At 68.0% G+C, this 13369-nt stretch carries 13 protein-coding genes and 3 pseudogenes; 8 read left to right on the top strand and 8 right to left on the bottom strand.

Going from position 1 to position 13369, the window contains the following annotated elements:
- The first annotated feature begins 63 nt into the window (after positions 1-63).
- Positions 64-387, top strand: coding sequence for an alpha/beta hydrolase (locus J7E87_RS36640; protein WP_374195248.1), 324 nt, complete (start codon positions 64-66; stop codon positions 385-387).
- A 49-nt stretch (positions 388-436) separates the two neighbouring features.
- Positions 437-559 (top strand): annotated as a pseudogene (locus J7E87_RS36635) (IS5/IS1182 family transposase); the annotation flags it as partial.
- Between the two features lie 396 nt (positions 560-955).
- Here J7E87_RS36635 and J7E87_RS32075 read toward each other — a convergent pair.
- From J7E87_RS32075 to J7E87_RS32070, 3 genes and pseudogenes are all read right to left on the bottom strand, one after another.
- Positions 956-2386: an amino acid permease gene (locus J7E87_RS32075; RefSeq protein ID WP_215098135.1), complete on the bottom strand. Its 1431-nt coding sequence runs from the start codon at positions 2384-2386 to the stop codon at positions 956-958.
- A gap of 327 nt (positions 2387-2713) precedes the next feature.
- Positions 2714-3154 (bottom strand): DUF6083 domain-containing protein, encoded by a 441-nt coding sequence (locus J7E87_RS35685; protein WP_251018313.1) that lies wholly within the window; start codon positions 3152-3154, stop codon positions 2714-2716.
- A 175-nt stretch (positions 3155-3329) separates the two neighbouring features.
- Positions 3330-3502, bottom strand: a pseudogene (locus tag J7E87_RS32070) (helix-turn-helix transcriptional regulator); the annotation flags it as partial.
- A 422-nt stretch (positions 3503-3924) separates the two neighbouring features.
- Between J7E87_RS32070 and J7E87_RS32065 the strand changes: the two are divergent.
- Together J7E87_RS32065 and J7E87_RS32060 are read left to right on the top strand one after the other, a co-directional pair.
- The gene (locus J7E87_RS32065; RefSeq protein ID WP_215098134.1) at positions 3925-4377 is read left to right on the top strand and encodes a VOC family protein; all 453 of its coding nucleotides are present in this window, start codon (positions 3925-3927) and stop codon (positions 4375-4377) included.
- Positions 4378-4447: 70 nt separating this feature from the next.
- Positions 4448-5151, top strand: a pseudogene (locus J7E87_RS32060) (helix-turn-helix domain-containing protein); the annotation flags it as partial.
- Between the two features lie 235 nt (positions 5152-5386).
- Here J7E87_RS32060 and J7E87_RS32055 read toward each other — a convergent pair.
- Positions 5387-6016, bottom strand: coding sequence for a hypothetical protein (locus J7E87_RS32055; protein ID WP_215098133.1), 630 nt, complete (start codon positions 6014-6016; stop codon positions 5387-5389).
- 367 nt (positions 6017-6383) lie between these two features.
- On the opposite strand from J7E87_RS32055, the gene J7E87_RS32050 reads away from it, so the two are divergent.
- The 4 genes from J7E87_RS32050 to J7E87_RS35680 all read left to right on the top strand — a co-directional run bounded on the left by J7E87_RS32050 (position 6384) and on the right by J7E87_RS35680 (position 8136).
- Positions 6384-6869: a DUF2975 domain-containing protein gene (locus J7E87_RS32050; protein ID WP_215098132.1), complete on the top strand. Its 486-nt coding sequence runs from the start codon at positions 6384-6386 to the stop codon at positions 6867-6869.
- Entirely contained in the window at positions 6869-7090 is a 222-nt protein-coding gene (locus tag J7E87_RS32045; RefSeq protein WP_010981499.1) for a helix-turn-helix transcriptional regulator, read from the top strand. The genes J7E87_RS32050 and J7E87_RS32045 overlap by 1 nt, the downstream gene beginning before the upstream one ends.
- Positions 7091-7211: 121 nt before the next feature.
- The gene (locus tag J7E87_RS32040) at positions 7212-7646 is read left to right on the top strand and encodes a transposase family protein (RefSeq protein ID WP_308313155.1); all 435 of its coding nucleotides are present in this window, start codon (positions 7212-7214) and stop codon (positions 7644-7646) included.
- Entirely contained in the window at positions 7534-8136 is a 603-nt protein-coding gene (locus J7E87_RS35680; RefSeq protein WP_251018321.1) for a DUF6518 family protein, read from the top strand. Before J7E87_RS32040 ends, J7E87_RS35680 begins: the two co-directional genes overlap by 113 nt.
- A gap of 382 nt (positions 8137-8518) precedes the next feature.
- Here the strand turns inward: J7E87_RS35680 and J7E87_RS32030 are convergent, their stop codons facing one another.
- From J7E87_RS32030 to J7E87_RS32015, 4 genes are all read right to left on the bottom strand, one after another.
- The gene (locus J7E87_RS32030) at positions 8519-9142 is read right to left on the bottom strand and encodes a malonic semialdehyde reductase (RefSeq protein WP_215098130.1); all 624 of its coding nucleotides are present in this window, start codon (positions 9140-9142) and stop codon (positions 8519-8521) included.
- Positions 9143-9289: 147 nt separating this feature from the next.
- A complete protein-coding gene (locus tag J7E87_RS32025) occupies positions 9290-11248 on the bottom strand; it encodes an acetoacetate--CoA ligase (protein WP_215098139.1) in 1959 nt (652 codons plus the stop codon).
- 252 nt (positions 11249-11500) lie between these two features.
- The gene (locus J7E87_RS32020; RefSeq protein ID WP_215098129.1) at positions 11501-12424 is read right to left on the bottom strand and encodes an RNA polymerase sigma-70 factor; all 924 of its coding nucleotides are present in this window, start codon (positions 12422-12424) and stop codon (positions 11501-11503) included.
- Between the two features lie 157 nt (positions 12425-12581).
- Positions 12582-13055 (bottom strand): carboxymuconolactone decarboxylase family protein, encoded by a 474-nt coding sequence (locus tag J7E87_RS32015; protein ID WP_215098128.1) that lies wholly within the window; start codon positions 13053-13055, stop codon positions 12582-12584.
- Between the last annotated feature and the right edge of the window lie 314 nt (positions 13056-13369).

Raw genomic sequence — 13369 nt, 5'->3', positions numbered from 1 at the left:
TCGAGTCAGAAGACGACGAGTCAGTCCTGCCCACCGAACTCACCGCATAGCCTCAAATACGAGATCACCGAGTGGCCGTCGATACACCACTCCAGCGGACGTGACCGTCGTTCCACCTCGCTCGACGCGCTGGTGACTCCGTCGTCTCCTCCATTCTTCCTCTGGCACACGGCAGAGGATTCTTACGTTCCGCCTGAGCACACCTATCGCCTCGCTGCGGCATTGGCCGCCGACAATGTGCCCCACACGGTGCATGTCTTCCCCCACGGCCCCCACAGCCTGGGCCTTGCCCATGGGGCTGGAGAGGCATCGACTTGGAAACGCTTCGCTGAGTCATGGATCGTCGAGCAGACCGGCACTCGGAAACCCCAAGGCGCCCCCGTCTGACGCCGTTTGCGCCCTGGGGGCAGAGTGTGCCCAACGGTACTAACGGAACATGACGCATCATCGCCCGTATCCCAGCGATCTGTCCGATGCCCGCTGGGAGTTGATCGGGCCCGCCCTGACGGCCTGGCGAACCGAACGCAGGGGCAACGGCCTGGACATCGGGCACCCACCCCTTCCCTGGCACTACTCGTCCCACAGACGGCTCTACTACCGGGCGATGCGCACAGCGACAGCCCGCAGCGCCCTGATCGAATCACTGCGCCGCTGATCTCACCCAGACGAGACGGCTCCGTCCGGCCCCGGACGGCCGCTGGTTGCATCGTGCCGAGGTTGCAGCTACCGGGCATACCGACGCATACAATTGGATGTATGTGAACGCTGGCGTGCATCGCCGGCCTGGTTATGAGTAACGACATCGATTCCGTGACGGCAGCTCTCGCTGCGAGGTACGACCCTGGCAGCAGCCGCCGCGCACTCATGCGTTCCAGTGCCTCGTCGATCGGGCTGCGGTCGCGCACGGGTTCCGGCGGTCGTCGGCCGCGCTGCCGCCCAAGCCGCGGCCGTCATGTCACAGCTGCTTCGGCGCGGCCCCGCTCTCCCTGGCCAGGTTGGAGTTCCGGTACGAGTACCCGAAGTAGATCACCAGGCCGATCACGAGCCACACCGCGAACCGGAGCCAGGTCTGCCACGCGAGGAACGTGATCAGCCAAAGCGAGAACACGACACCGATCGCCGGCACGAACGGCATCCCGGGGCAGCGGAACTTCCGCGGCAGGTCCGGCTGCCGGTAACGCAGCACGATCACCGCGATGCACACCACGACGAACGCCAGAAGAATGCCGATGTTCGTCAGCTCCGCGGCCTCGCCGATCGGCAGGAATCCGGCGATCAGCGCGGAGCCCACCCCAACGATCCACGTCACCCGGACCGGCACATGCCGCGTCGGGTGCGTCTTCGCGAACCAGTGCGGCAGCAGCCCGTCGCGGCTCATCGAGAACCACACCCGGGTCACACCCAGCATGAACGTGAACATCACGGTGAGGATGCCGATGATCGCGCCCACCGCGATGAGATTCGCGAGACCGGGCAGCCCGACCGACTCGAAGGCCGTGGAGAAGCCGCTCTCCGGGTCGATCTCCGTGTAGTTCTGCATACCCGTCAGCACCAGACAGGCCAGCACGTACAGCACCATCGAGACCGCCAGCGAGTAGATGATCGCCTTCGGCATGTGGCGCTGCGCGTCCTTGGACTCCTCGGCCGCCGTCGACATGGCGTCGTACCCGAACACCGCGAAGAAGACGGTCGCCGCACCCGTGAACGCCCCGCCGATGCCGTACGGAAAGAACGGGTTGTAGTTGGAGGTGTCGATGTGAAAGAAGCCGACCACGATCACCAGCAGGACGACCAGGACCTTCAGCACCACAACGACCGTCTCGAACCGGGCGGCGTTCCTGATCCCGAGGGTGAGCAGATACGCGGTGAACAGACACAGGATCATCGCGAACAGATCGACCTGGTGCCCCTGCCCCGTGCCTGGCGCGCCCAGCATCCACGCGGGCAGGTCCACCCCCAGCGCCCCCAGGAGGAAGCCGAAGTAGCCCGAGATTCCGATGGCGACGACTGCCACGATCGCCGTGTACTCCAGCAGCAGGTCCCAGCCGATGAACCAACCCGCCAGCTCGCCAAGCACGGCATAGCCGTAGGTGTAGGCCGAACCCGCCTTCGGGATGAGGCCCGCGAACTCGGCGTACGAGAAGGCCGCGGCCGCGCTCGCCACGCCCGCGATGAGGAACGAGACGACCACTGCGGGCCCCGCCGTACCGTTCGCGACCGCGCCGGCGAGGGCGAAGATCCCGGCACCGATGATGCCGCCGACACCGATGGCCGTCAGCTGCCACAGGCCGAGTGTTCTGGTGAGCTGCTCGCTCGGAGCGCCTTCTTCGATCTGTTCGATGGGCTTGCGGCGCCATACGCCCTGTCCCATCCGGGGCCCTGCCATGAGTCACCTCTTCGCAGACTGCGGTCGGCCGATGGCGGCTCATGATGGCCCAGGTCAGGCGGTGGCGGAAGACGACATGCGGTGTCGCCGAGGTGAGGATTGCGGGAGAGTTTCGGAACCACCGTCACGGCCCGGCGCCAGGTCTTCCAGCCGCACCACGCAGACGAGGACGTTCCGCATCCGTCCAGCCATCGGCAGCACGCTCACGCGGACCGGACCGGGATTCCCTGGCACTGCCTCCCGCACGACCTCGCCCCGTGGCAGACGGCGTACGGGTAATTCGCCGCCGGGCACAAGGACGGTGTCATCGACGGCTCAATGGGCTTCTCAGCCAACCGGTGCGGGAGTCCGAAGCCGAGAAGTGAGCCGAACGCCTGCGTGCTGCATGCGCAGAGCATAAATAGCCATCAGCGGCGCGCTGAGCCACGCGGCGCAGCTGTTCCCGACGATGGCCGGGAAGCCGGGGTGGGGGATGCGGCACCACCGGGTGCCGTCGCCCGCGGCGTGCGCGATGCCGGAGTCGACGTGCCATCGGCAGGAGACCGGGACTGCGGCTGGGTCGAGTTCCTGCGGGTGCAGGCCGACGGGTTGCCCATGGGCGCGGGTGTACCAGTCGATGCGGTGGCCGCAGTCACGGCAGCGTTGAGGCTGGGCGGTGCGCAGGAGCCTACTGGGACTGTCCGCGGCGACCCGCAGGGAACGCAGGCGCCAGGGCGTCGAGGGGGTACCGTCCCAGCGGCGGCCGGACGGGGTGGTGAGGGAACACATGGCCGCGAAGGTGGCAGGCGACGCGCCGCCAACACAGTGTCCGTGCCGCCAACGTCCCACGAACGCCCCAATCCACAGGAACGAATGCCCGACCAGTCGCACATATACGCGAGTCCGGTGACCGGATCGGGTGATCCGTCGACGACAGCGCAGCTGGGGCTATTTGGCGGCTCGGCGGGGGGCGGTGACCGTCGCAGAGGGTGGCGAAGAGGTTGTCGACGGCACGTTCAGGGCGTGGGCGAGGGCGTGCCAGGTCTTGAGGGATCCAATGGTGCGGCCCTGCTCGATTTCGATGAGGGTGCGCCTGGCCAGGCCGCTGCGGCTAGCCAGTTCGTCGTAGGTCCACCCTGACCTTCCCCCACCTGAGCAGCCGATCACAGTGGAGGCGTGTCTCCACCTGTGGCCCAGCAGTGCGTTCAAGACCGAGCTGATCCGTGGTGTCCTCGTCTTCAGCGGCGTGTTCGATGAGCGTGACGTCACGACTGTCGAACGGACCTACCCAGGTCGTCGAGTACTGCTCAACGCCGATAGCAACATCGAGGTCCACCCGGCAGGTGTTGGCAGCCCCAGCCCACTTGGCGAGTGGTGAGAAGCGAAGTACACAGCCAGTGCCCGTACAGGCGCCCCCCGGGCCGCCGGCACGGGCTCGATGGCAGCGAAGGGCCCGGCGGCCAGCACGGCTGGCTCCCCTCGCGGCCGTGTTCATTCATGCCCACGGACATCCACCCACCACTATGGAAGGAAACATCCGATTTGCCTGGAGGTCTTGCATGCACGGTGATGGTTTTCCTGCCCCGGATTCCGGGCTTCTCCTCACTCACTTTCTGACGGTGGCCGACGTAGCCCGATCTCGCGCCTTCTACACCGACGTTCTCGGCGGTGAGGTGGTGCTCGAGGAGAACCCCTGCACCATCAAGCTCGCCAACGGATGGATCATCATGAACCCGGGCGGCGGCCCCACCCCGGACAAGCCAGACGTCACCCTGCGCCCGCCCACCGACCCGGGCACGGTCAGCAGCTTCCTCAACCTCCGCGTCGCCGACATCGAGGCATGTCACCGAGAGTGGAGTGCGAAGGGCGCCGAATTCCTCACGCCACCCATCGATCGCAAGGCCGAGCTGCGGTGCTATTTGCGCGACCCGGACGGCTATCTCATCGAAGTCGGGCAGGCCACCGGCATGCTGCACGACCTCTACGCCGACCCGCCCGCCGGTACGAGCTAGGTGTATTGACCACGAGCGTTGTTGACACTCATAGGTCTTGATCATGGCGAAGACCTTCGGTGTGGTGGAGGTGTCTAGGCTTCACACCACGCACGGAGGTCTTCGTGTCCACCGTAATGCCCGGCTGACCGTTCACGGCAGACGGCTGCTGGTTGAACGCGTCGATTACGGGCGCGTAATCGCCCATGTCGCCGCTGGAGATGGGTATCTCGCGAACCACGGCACACAAGTGGGTCCGCCGCTGGCGGGTGGAGGGCGAAGCGGGCCTGCGCGACCGTTCCAGCAGGCCATGTACGACACCGCACCGAACCCCGGCCGAGACCGAGGCCCGGGTGTGCCGGCTGCGCCAGAACCGCAAACTGGGCCCGGCCCGGATCGGCCCGATCCTGGACCTTCCCGCTTCGACCGTGCACCGCATCCTGACCCGTCACGGGCTGAACCGGCTTGCCTTCCTGGACCGGCCCCACCGGCCAGCTCATCCGCCGCTACGAACGTGAGCGGCCCGGCGAGCTCATACACGTCGATGTGAAGAAACTCGGCCGGATCCCCGACGGGGGCGGTCACAAGGCCCTTGGCCGCCAGGCCGGGCGAGCCACCCGCAGCGGCATGGGCTTCGACTACATCCATTCCGCCGTCGACGACCACACCCGCCTCGCCTACAGCGAAGTCCACCCCGACGAGAAGGCCGTCACCTGCGCCGCCTTCCTCCGCCGGGCGGCAGCCTTCTTCACCACCGTGGGCATCGATCACATCGAACGGGTCCCGACCGACAGCACATGGTCCCGGGGAACCGACGAAATGCGCCGATCAGGGGCGACTCCCGCCCCTTCGGTGATCGTTTCCCGTGAACTTGTAGATCGTTTCCCACCGCCGAGGTGAGCCGTTGGTATGAGCTCGTCACCGAAGACTTCAGCATCGCCATCCCGGCCACGTCCATGACCGGATCCGACGGCAGCGGGCAAGCCGCCGACACGTTCGCCCTGGCTGAGCTCGGGATCATGTTTCCGAGCTATAGGTCTGTACCGGCGTCGCCCTCGTCGTTCGAAGAGTCTCGCCGCTTGGTCTCGCTCTTGGTGGAAGGGCCCTTCTCCTGCCCCTCCAACAGCTCCAGGAGCGCAGCGTCTGCCTTTTTCTGGTCTTCCTTCGTCAGTTCGAGAGGGGCGTTGATGTAGACGACATACCGGTCGGGATAAATGATGTTGGTGGTCCTCAAGGTGAACGTCAGAAGCGAGCGCCAACCCTTGCGGTGGCCAACCCTCACTTGGATTCGGACCTTGTAGTCACGGGCCTCCGGAACCCACCCAGAAAACGGTGCCTCGAACTCGATGAAGAGTTGTTGCGCCTCTCTGCCGGCCACAACGAATCCGGCCGGCAACTTCTGCTCCTCGTCCGGCCCGGGTTGGAGACGGGATGGTGAAGATGTCCACAGGAGTGGCAGATGAGAGGCGGGCTCATCCGGGAAGCTCAGCATGAGATCCTGCACGACTATCGGCTTGGCACCGGTGTTGTGAAAGATGAGCGGAAGCCGCAGGCGAATCATGGAGCCGTGGCAAATCGCTGCAAAGGAATGAGGCTCCCACGTCTCCAGGCGCCCCTGTCTGGCGTTGATCCACCAGAATGAGGCTACGGTGAAGACCAATGCACTGACCGACACAACGCTGGCAGCAGAAACGGTGAGAACGCATCCTGATCAGCAGCGGCCATCAGCGGAAGCACAAATTCAGTGTGCCAGTCTCAGGGTGGGCACGCTAAACGTCGCCCATGGGGCAACGGCAGCTAGTCAGGGCGGTCTCGGCCCAGGGCTTCGGTGTAGTCGGGTGGCGTCCGATTTGTGTTCAAGTGAGGCCGATTTCGACAAGATCAAGACGGTTCGCGCAATCGCCATGCCATGGTAGGCGGCGGCGTCCCGTCACGGTGCGAAACTGCCGCCCACCCTCCGCCCACGTCCTTGTTTCAACTATCGAATTTCGATAGATTACCATCGCAACTCGATGGAAGGATGGGTCATGGGAAAGCTGACAGTGCGTGCGCTGCGCGTCGTGCTCGTGGTGGTGCTCGCCGGCACTGTGTTCGTACAGGCATTGATGGTGTGGGCGTTGGCCACCGACCCGGAGGACGGGTCGCTCCCGCTGACCCCGCTGCGCGTGATCACGATCCTGGGAATGGCGTCGGTCCAGGTCGCCCTGGTCTGCGTATGGCGGCTGGTGGCGATGGTGCGACGCGGAACCGTGTTCTCCCACGCCGCCTTCCGGTACGTGGACGGCGTGATCGGCGCGATCGTGGCGGCTGCCCTCGTGTGGTTCGCGGTCACGGTCATCAATGCGCCGGGCCAGCGGGACGACCCGGGCGTCACCGTCATCATGGGCGGGGTTGGCGTGGCCATCCTGGGGGTCGCGCTCATCGTGCTCGTGCTGCGGATGCTGCTCGCCCAGGCCGTCGCGCGCGACGTCGAAGCGGCGCAGATGCAGGCCGAGTTGGACGAGGTGATCTGATGCCGATCGCCGTCGACATCGACGTGATGCTGGCCAGGCGGAAGATGTCCGTGGGCGAGCTCGCGGACCGCGTAGGGATCACGCCCGCCAACCTGGCGGTACTCAAGAACGGCCGCGCCAAGGCGGTGCGCTTCGCGACGCTCGCCGCGCTCTGCGAGGTGCTCAAGTGCCAGCCGGGCGACCTGCTGCGCTGGGAGGCCGAGGACGCCGCAGGCGGATGACGTGCCCTTCCAAGATCATGGAGTTCTCGACGCCCCGTGATCCGAGTGGAGGACCGTGCCTGCCGACGCATCATCGCCGATCCCGCCTGCCTTTGACCAACTCCGCGAGCATCCCGGGGCCGTGCCCGAGGAGGTCCCGGGCCTGCTGGAGCGACTGGCCGAGGTGCCCGACCCTCGCGATCCGCGCGGCGTACGGCACGCTCTGGTCGTCGTGCTCGCGCTGACCCCGTGCGCGGTTCTGGCCGGAGCGACCTCCCTGCTGGCGGGGGGTGAGTGGATCACCGACGCCCCGCCGTCCGTCCTGGAGCGCCTTGGCGTACGGCCCGATCCGCTGTCCCCGAAGCGGTGCCTGCCGGCGGAGGCGACGGTGCGGCGGCTGCTGGGCCGCATCGACGGCGACGCGCTGGACCGGGCGGTGGGCCGCTGGCCGGCCGACCGGCGCGCTGGGGCCGACGGTCAGCTGCACGCAGTGGCGGTCGACGGCAAGACCCTGCGCGGAGCGGCCAGGGCCACGGGCCGCAAGATCCATCTGCTCGCCGCATGCGGGCAACGATGACGACCACCACTCCCACCCAGTTGCCCGCGCTGAGGAGCAGACTGCGCGTCTGGGGCGGCCGTGCGGTGATGGCAACCAGTGGCGGCCTGCTGCTCGGTGTGCCCACCAGCCTGGTCCACACGGATGGCTTTCTGGAGCATGGAGCCAGATCGCCAACTCCGACGCCGTCTGGTCCGCTGTCGCGTTCGCCGCCGGAGCACCGCTGTACCGGCAGGGTCCCTTGGCGCAGGCCGCGCTCGGCGGCCTCGGCGAGGAGATCATCCTGATCGTCGGGTACTACGGATACGCCGAACTCAGACGTGACGGCAGGGGGGACCTTTTCTTCCCTCTCGTATGGCTCGGCATGGCCTTCGTGGCGGGGCCCCTGTTCGGTGTCGCGGGCGACTGGTGGCGGCGCGGCCGGGACGCAGCCCGCCGCTTGATCAGCTGGGCCGCGTTAGCCGGACTCTTCGGCATGGAGGGCATCGCGTACGCCTGGGATCTCAACTAGGCCCACAGGCGTGGGCATGCCTCGCGCTCTTCCTCCTGATCCTGCTTCTCATGGCCCGTACACAGAGAGCGCGCCTTGACGGTCGGCGCCGCCGTATCCCGCGCGCTCCTCGCCTACGTCCCATCGAGCTGCCCCTTCAGGCACTCCCCGTCTAATACGGGGCACCTCTTGTTCACCCTGGCCGCCGCCACTTGTTGATGGCCGCTACGAGGACGGTCGCTTCCAGAAAACCCATCACAGCCACCTCGGGCAGGGGCGAAGAATGGGCGCTGGTACTCAGGAGAGCACCGGCGCCCATGGCATAGCACCTCCTACCACTACGCCGACCACTCTCGGGCCGCTCGGACTTCGGATCCCGCGCGACCAGGTGGCGTCAGTGCCGTCAGCCCCAGGCGACGGCGTCCTCGACGGGCACGCGGGGCAGCCGAGGGAACCACGGGTCGGCGCCGGGGTGACCGATGTTGACCACCAGATGCGAGCGCCAGCTGGTACCGGCGAAGAACTCCTCGTCCACGCCGGCCCTGTCGAAGCCCGCCATGGGACCGGCCGCCAGCCCCGCCGCGCGTACCGCGAGCAGGAAGACCCCGGTCTGCAGTGCCGAGTTGTAGGCCGCGAGGCTCTCGCGCTTCTCCGTCTGGTCGGCGAACGCCGCGCGCAGCATGTCGCCGCGGGCCGGGAAGACGGTCGGCATCTGCTCGTGGAAGTCGACGTCGTACGCCAGGATCGCCACGGCCGGCGCACTGAGCGTCTTGACCCTGTTGCCCTCATCGAGATGCCGGACCAGTCGCTTCTTGCCCTCGCCGGTGCGCACGAAGAGCACACGCAGAGGCTGACCGTTGGCGGCGCTCGGCGACCAGCGGGCCAGCTCCCAGATCATGGCGAGCTCGTCGTCGGCAACGGCCGTTGCGGCAAAGGTGTTCGCGGTGCGGGCCTCGGTGAACAGCACCTTTCGCCCGGCGTCCTCAAGGACATCGAGGGCCTGCGGTTCGCGGTCGGTCATGCTCATGGTCTCTCTCTTACTTCGGTTGTGCGGATGGTGTGGTGCCGGGGCGGGTTGACCGCCCCGGCACCATGCGGTGGGGACGGGGTTTGCGGAGCCGGGCGGGGCACAAGGACCCGGTGTTGTCACGTCGGCCTGTGGCCCCTGGCCGACTCATGTGTGGTCTGCTGACCGCTTGTTCCGCTCCGCGCCCAGGCGGGCGAAGTAGGCGATCAGGTCAGGGTTGTCGACCGCCGCGGGGTTCAGGACCTGCTCGGCGGGGGCGCCCTGGAGCAGGCGCTTGACGGGAACTTCGAGCTTCTTGCCGGTCTTCGTGTGCGGGAGGGCCGGTACGGCGAGGATCTCGTCGGGGACGTGGCGGGGCGAGGCGCCGGCGCGGATCGCGTCGCGGATCTTCTCGCGCAGGGAATCGTCCAGGCCGACCCCGTCGGCGAGGACCACGAAGAGCGGCATCCAGTAGCCGCCGCCGGATTCCTCCGCGCCGATGACGAGGGCCTCGGTGATCTCGGGGAGGCGCTCGACGACATCGTGGATGTCGGCACTGCCCAGGCGGACGCCGTTGCGGTTGAGGGTGGCGTCGGAGCGGCCGTGGACGATCAACGAGCCGTGCGAGGTGAGCGTGATCCAGTCGCCGTGCCGCCACACGCCCGGGTAGGCGCCGAAGTAGGCGTCGCGGTAGCGGCTGCCGTCGGGGTCGTTCCAGAAGTACAGCGGCATGGACGGCATGGGCCGGGTGAGGACCAGTTCGCCGACCTGGTCGAGGACAGGGGTGCCGGTCGCGTCGTAGGCGGCCAGCGCCACGCCCAGGCCGGGGGCGGACAGCTCCCCCGCCCAGATGGGGGTCGTGGAGGCGCTGCCGGCGAAGCCGGAGACGACGTCCGTGCCACCGCTGGTGGAGGCCAGCTGGACACCGGGGCCCACATGGTCACGGACCCAGGGGTAGGCGGAGGCGGGCAGAGCGGAGCCGGTGCAGCCGATGACGCGGACGGCCGACAGGTCGTGCACGGAGGGTTCGATGCCCAGCTTGCTCATGGCCAGCAGGTACTGAGGGCTGGTGCCGAAGACGGTGACCTTGTGGCGGGCCGCCAGCTCCCACAGGATGTCCGGTCGCGCGAGCGGCGCCGGGCTGCCGTCGTAGGTGCAGGTGGTCGCGCCGGTCAGCAGGGTGGAGACGACCAGGTTCCACATCATCCAGTGGGTGGTGGTGTACCACAACAGGCGGTCCCCGGTGCCCAGATCAGTGTGCAGGCCGAGCATCTTGAGGTGTTCGAGCAGGACCCCGCCGTGCCCGTGGACGATGCCCTTGGGCAGGCCGGTGGTGCCGGAGGAGAAGACGACCCACAAAGGGTGGTCGAACGGCACCGGGACGATGGTGAGGTACTCGGTGCGGGCGGCGGCGTCCTCCCAGGGAACCGTCAGCCCCGGGTGCCCGCCCTCGGGCCAGGCAAGGCCCACGTGGTCCACGAGCACCGTGGCCGTCAGCGTCGGCAGGGCGGCGGCCAGTTCGAGCGAGGCGGTCCGGCGGTCGTGTGTGGTGTCGTTGAAGAGGTAGCCGTCCGCGGTGATGAGGACCGTGGGTTCGAGCTGGGCGAAGCGGTCGGCGGCGGCCTTGGGTGCGTAGTCCTGGCCGCACACCGACCACACCGCGCCCAGACTGGCGGTGGCGAGGAAGGCGATGACGGCGTGGGGGGTGTTGGGCAGGTAGCCCACCACCCGGTCGCCCTGTCCGACGCCCAGGTCGCGCAGGGTGGCGGCGAGGGAGGCGACCCGGGAGCGCAGCTCCCGGCCCGTGATCTCGTAGCCGGCTCCGGTCTCGTCCAGGGCGGTGATGGCGGGAGCGTCCGGCTGTAGGTTGCGCAGCGCGTGGTGAGCGTAGTTGAGGGTGGCGCCGGGGAACCAGCGGGCGCCGGGCATGGCCTCCTCGGCCAGCACCCGCTCGTACGGAGTCGTCGCGTCGATGTCGAAGTACTCCCGCACCGTGGCCCAGAACCCTTCCAGGTCGGTGACGGACCAGCGGTACAGGGCTTGGTAGTCGGTGGGGTCCTGGATCCCTTCGGCACCCTGGTGCCGGGCCGCCCATCGGGCGAAGTCCGCGATGTCGCGCCAGGAGATGGTGGACGAGCGACCTCGACCCGGCGGGGGAAGGTCCCCACGGCTCGGGAGGGCCGTGGGGACCTTCGAGCGCTGCACGACCCGCCTGGGTGACCTCGGTTCTCTCAGCCCGACTGCGGCTGGGGAACGCCACGGAGTGTGGGCGTTCCCCAGCCGTCCTCCTTGCCTCATCCCCCGGGGTGGCGAAGTGCTCCTACCGGTGAAGGTGTTGAGCTGCTTGTAGGGGGCTCGAGGTGCGGTCGGCTGTTGCGGCTATTGCGTGGGCCGGCGTGCCTGTCTTACTTCGCGGTCGATTGCCCAGGCGTCCGCTACAGGGCCCAAGTGCCCGAGCTTGTCTGGGTTGATCACCGAGCGGATCGCCTGGATCTGCCCGTCGAGTACATCGAGCGCCAGGGTGTGGAGCACCTTGCCGTCCCGGTCGCGGAAGATCGCGCCCGGCTGGCCGTTGACCTCGTGCGGCTCGAACGTCACGTCGATCCGGGCCATCCGGGGGAAGACGGAGGCAAGCAGCCGGGCCACGTTCTCGGCGCCGATGACGGCCCTGGCCAGCTGCGGTGCCTTGCCGCCGCCGTCGCCGACCATCGATACGTCGGCGGCGAGCAGGTCCTGCAGGCCCGCGACGTCGCCTTCGCGGAGGGCGTCGAAGAACCGCGACGCCAGTTCCTCCCGCTCTTTGCGGACCGCTTCGAAGCGCGGCCGCCCAGCCTCCATATGCCGCCGCGCCCGCACCAGCAGCTGCCGGCACGCCGCCTCCGACCGCCCCACCGCCGCGGCGACCTCGTCGAACCCGAAGCCGAATACCTCCCGCAGCACAAACACCGCCCGCTCCAGCGGGCTGAGCCGCTCCAGCAGCAGCAGCGCCACCATCGACACCGAGTCGGCCAGCTCCACCGATCGCGCCGGATCCTCATAAGGGTCGGCGAGCAGCGGCTCGGGAAACCACGGGCCCACGTACTCCTCCCGCCGCACCCGCGCGGAGCGCAGCACATCGATCGAGATCCGCGTCACCGCGGCCGACAGAAAAGCCTTGGTCGACGTGGGCCGGGTCGCCGAGCCGTCAAAGCGCAGCCATGTCTCCTGCACCGCGTCCTCGGCCTCACCCACACTGCCCAGAATCCGATAGGCAATCGAAAACAGCAGCGGCCGCAGCTCCTCGAACTCCTCGACCTTGCTCACGCCGAATCCCCTCCCCTTGAAGCCCTCCCACCCGGCCGTACTCGCCGGCGCAGACATCTTCTGGTGATCATCCGGACCAGCGGCGGGCCGGAGTAACGCCCCCGAGCCCGGGGGCCCGGAGCCCGCAGACGGACCCCGAGCCAGTTGCTGATGCCGTTCAGTGGAACTGCCCGGGCTCGTAGTTGCCGGCCGGCTGCTGGGTGAGGATGTTCAGCCGGTTCACCATGTTCATGAAGGAGACCAGGATTACCAGGGCGGTGAGCTGCTCCTCGTCGTAGTGCTTGGCGGCGTACGCCCACACCTCGTCGCTGACCCCACCGGCCGCATCCGCGACCCGGGTCCCCTCCTCTGCCAGCTCCAGCGCGGCACGCTCGGCCTCGGTGAAGACCGTGGCCTCCCGCCACGCCGCGACCAGGTTCAGCCGCACCGAGGTCTCGCCGGCAGCGGCAGCTTCCTTGGTGTGCATGTCGATGCAGACGGCGCAGCCATTGATCTGACTTGCGCGAAGCGCCACCAGCTCCTGCGTCGCGGCCGGCAGCGGCGAGTCCTTGAGCGCCTTGCCCGCCGACATGACGTACTTGAGGACCTTGCCGGCGGTCGGGTCGGTGAAGTAGCTGAGCCGTGCGTCCATGGTGTGTGCTCCTCTGTGGTCGTCAGTGGCTACACACCTGAGACGGGGTAGCCCGGCCCCCTGTGACATGGACGGATGTGACCTGCGTCTCCCGGCCGTCGGCGCACGTCAGCCGACGACTTCGGCGTCACCCGCGCCACCAACACCGACACCTCGACAACAAGGCCCGGGCCAAGACACGCGGCAGTGAGCCGGCGGAGGCCGGACCACCCGGAACTTGACCAACTTGCCTTAGGGGCCCCGCGACCGCCGACCCGGACCGCAGCGAGCCGTGAGCAAGTCCTGGAGATGCCCGCCCCTGTCGTCGCCGACGG

The organism is Streptomyces sp. ISL-1 (assembly GCF_018614585.1).
GTDB classification, from domain to species: Bacteria; Actinomycetota; Actinomycetes; order Streptomycetales; family Streptomycetaceae; genus Streptomyces; species Streptomyces maoxianensis.
The sequence above is the reverse complement of the archived record's forward strand: the minus strand, read 5'-3'. Positions and strand labels throughout refer to the sequence as shown.

Bases quoted from the DNA above. Each gene is read 5' to 3' on its own strand.
- J7E87_RS32075 (WP_215098135.1), bottom strand. From the start codon at position 2,386: ATGGCAGGGCCCCGGATGGGACAGGGCGTATGGCGCCGCAAGCCCATC.
- J7E87_RS35685 (WP_251018313.1), bottom strand. From the start codon at position 3,154: ATGTGTTCCCTCACCACCCCGTCCGGCCGCCGCTGGGACGGTACCCCC.
- J7E87_RS32065 (WP_215098134.1), top strand. From the start codon at position 3,925: ATGCACGGTGATGGTTTTCCTGCCCCGGATTCCGGGCTTCTCCTCACT.
- J7E87_RS32050 (WP_215098132.1), top strand. From the start codon at position 6,384: ATGGGAAAGCTGACAGTGCGTGCGCTGCGCGTCGTGCTCGTGGTGGTG.
- J7E87_RS32045 (WP_010981499.1), top strand. From the start codon at position 6,869: ATGCCGATCGCCGTCGACATCGACGTGATGCTGGCCAGGCGGAAGATG.
- J7E87_RS32030 (WP_215098130.1), bottom strand. From the start codon at position 9,142: ATGAGCATGACCGACCGCGAACCGCAGGCCCTCGATGTCCTTGAGGAC.
- J7E87_RS32015 (WP_215098128.1), bottom strand. From the start codon at position 13,055: ATGGACGCACGGCTCAGCTACTTCACCGACCCGACCGCCGGCAAGGTC.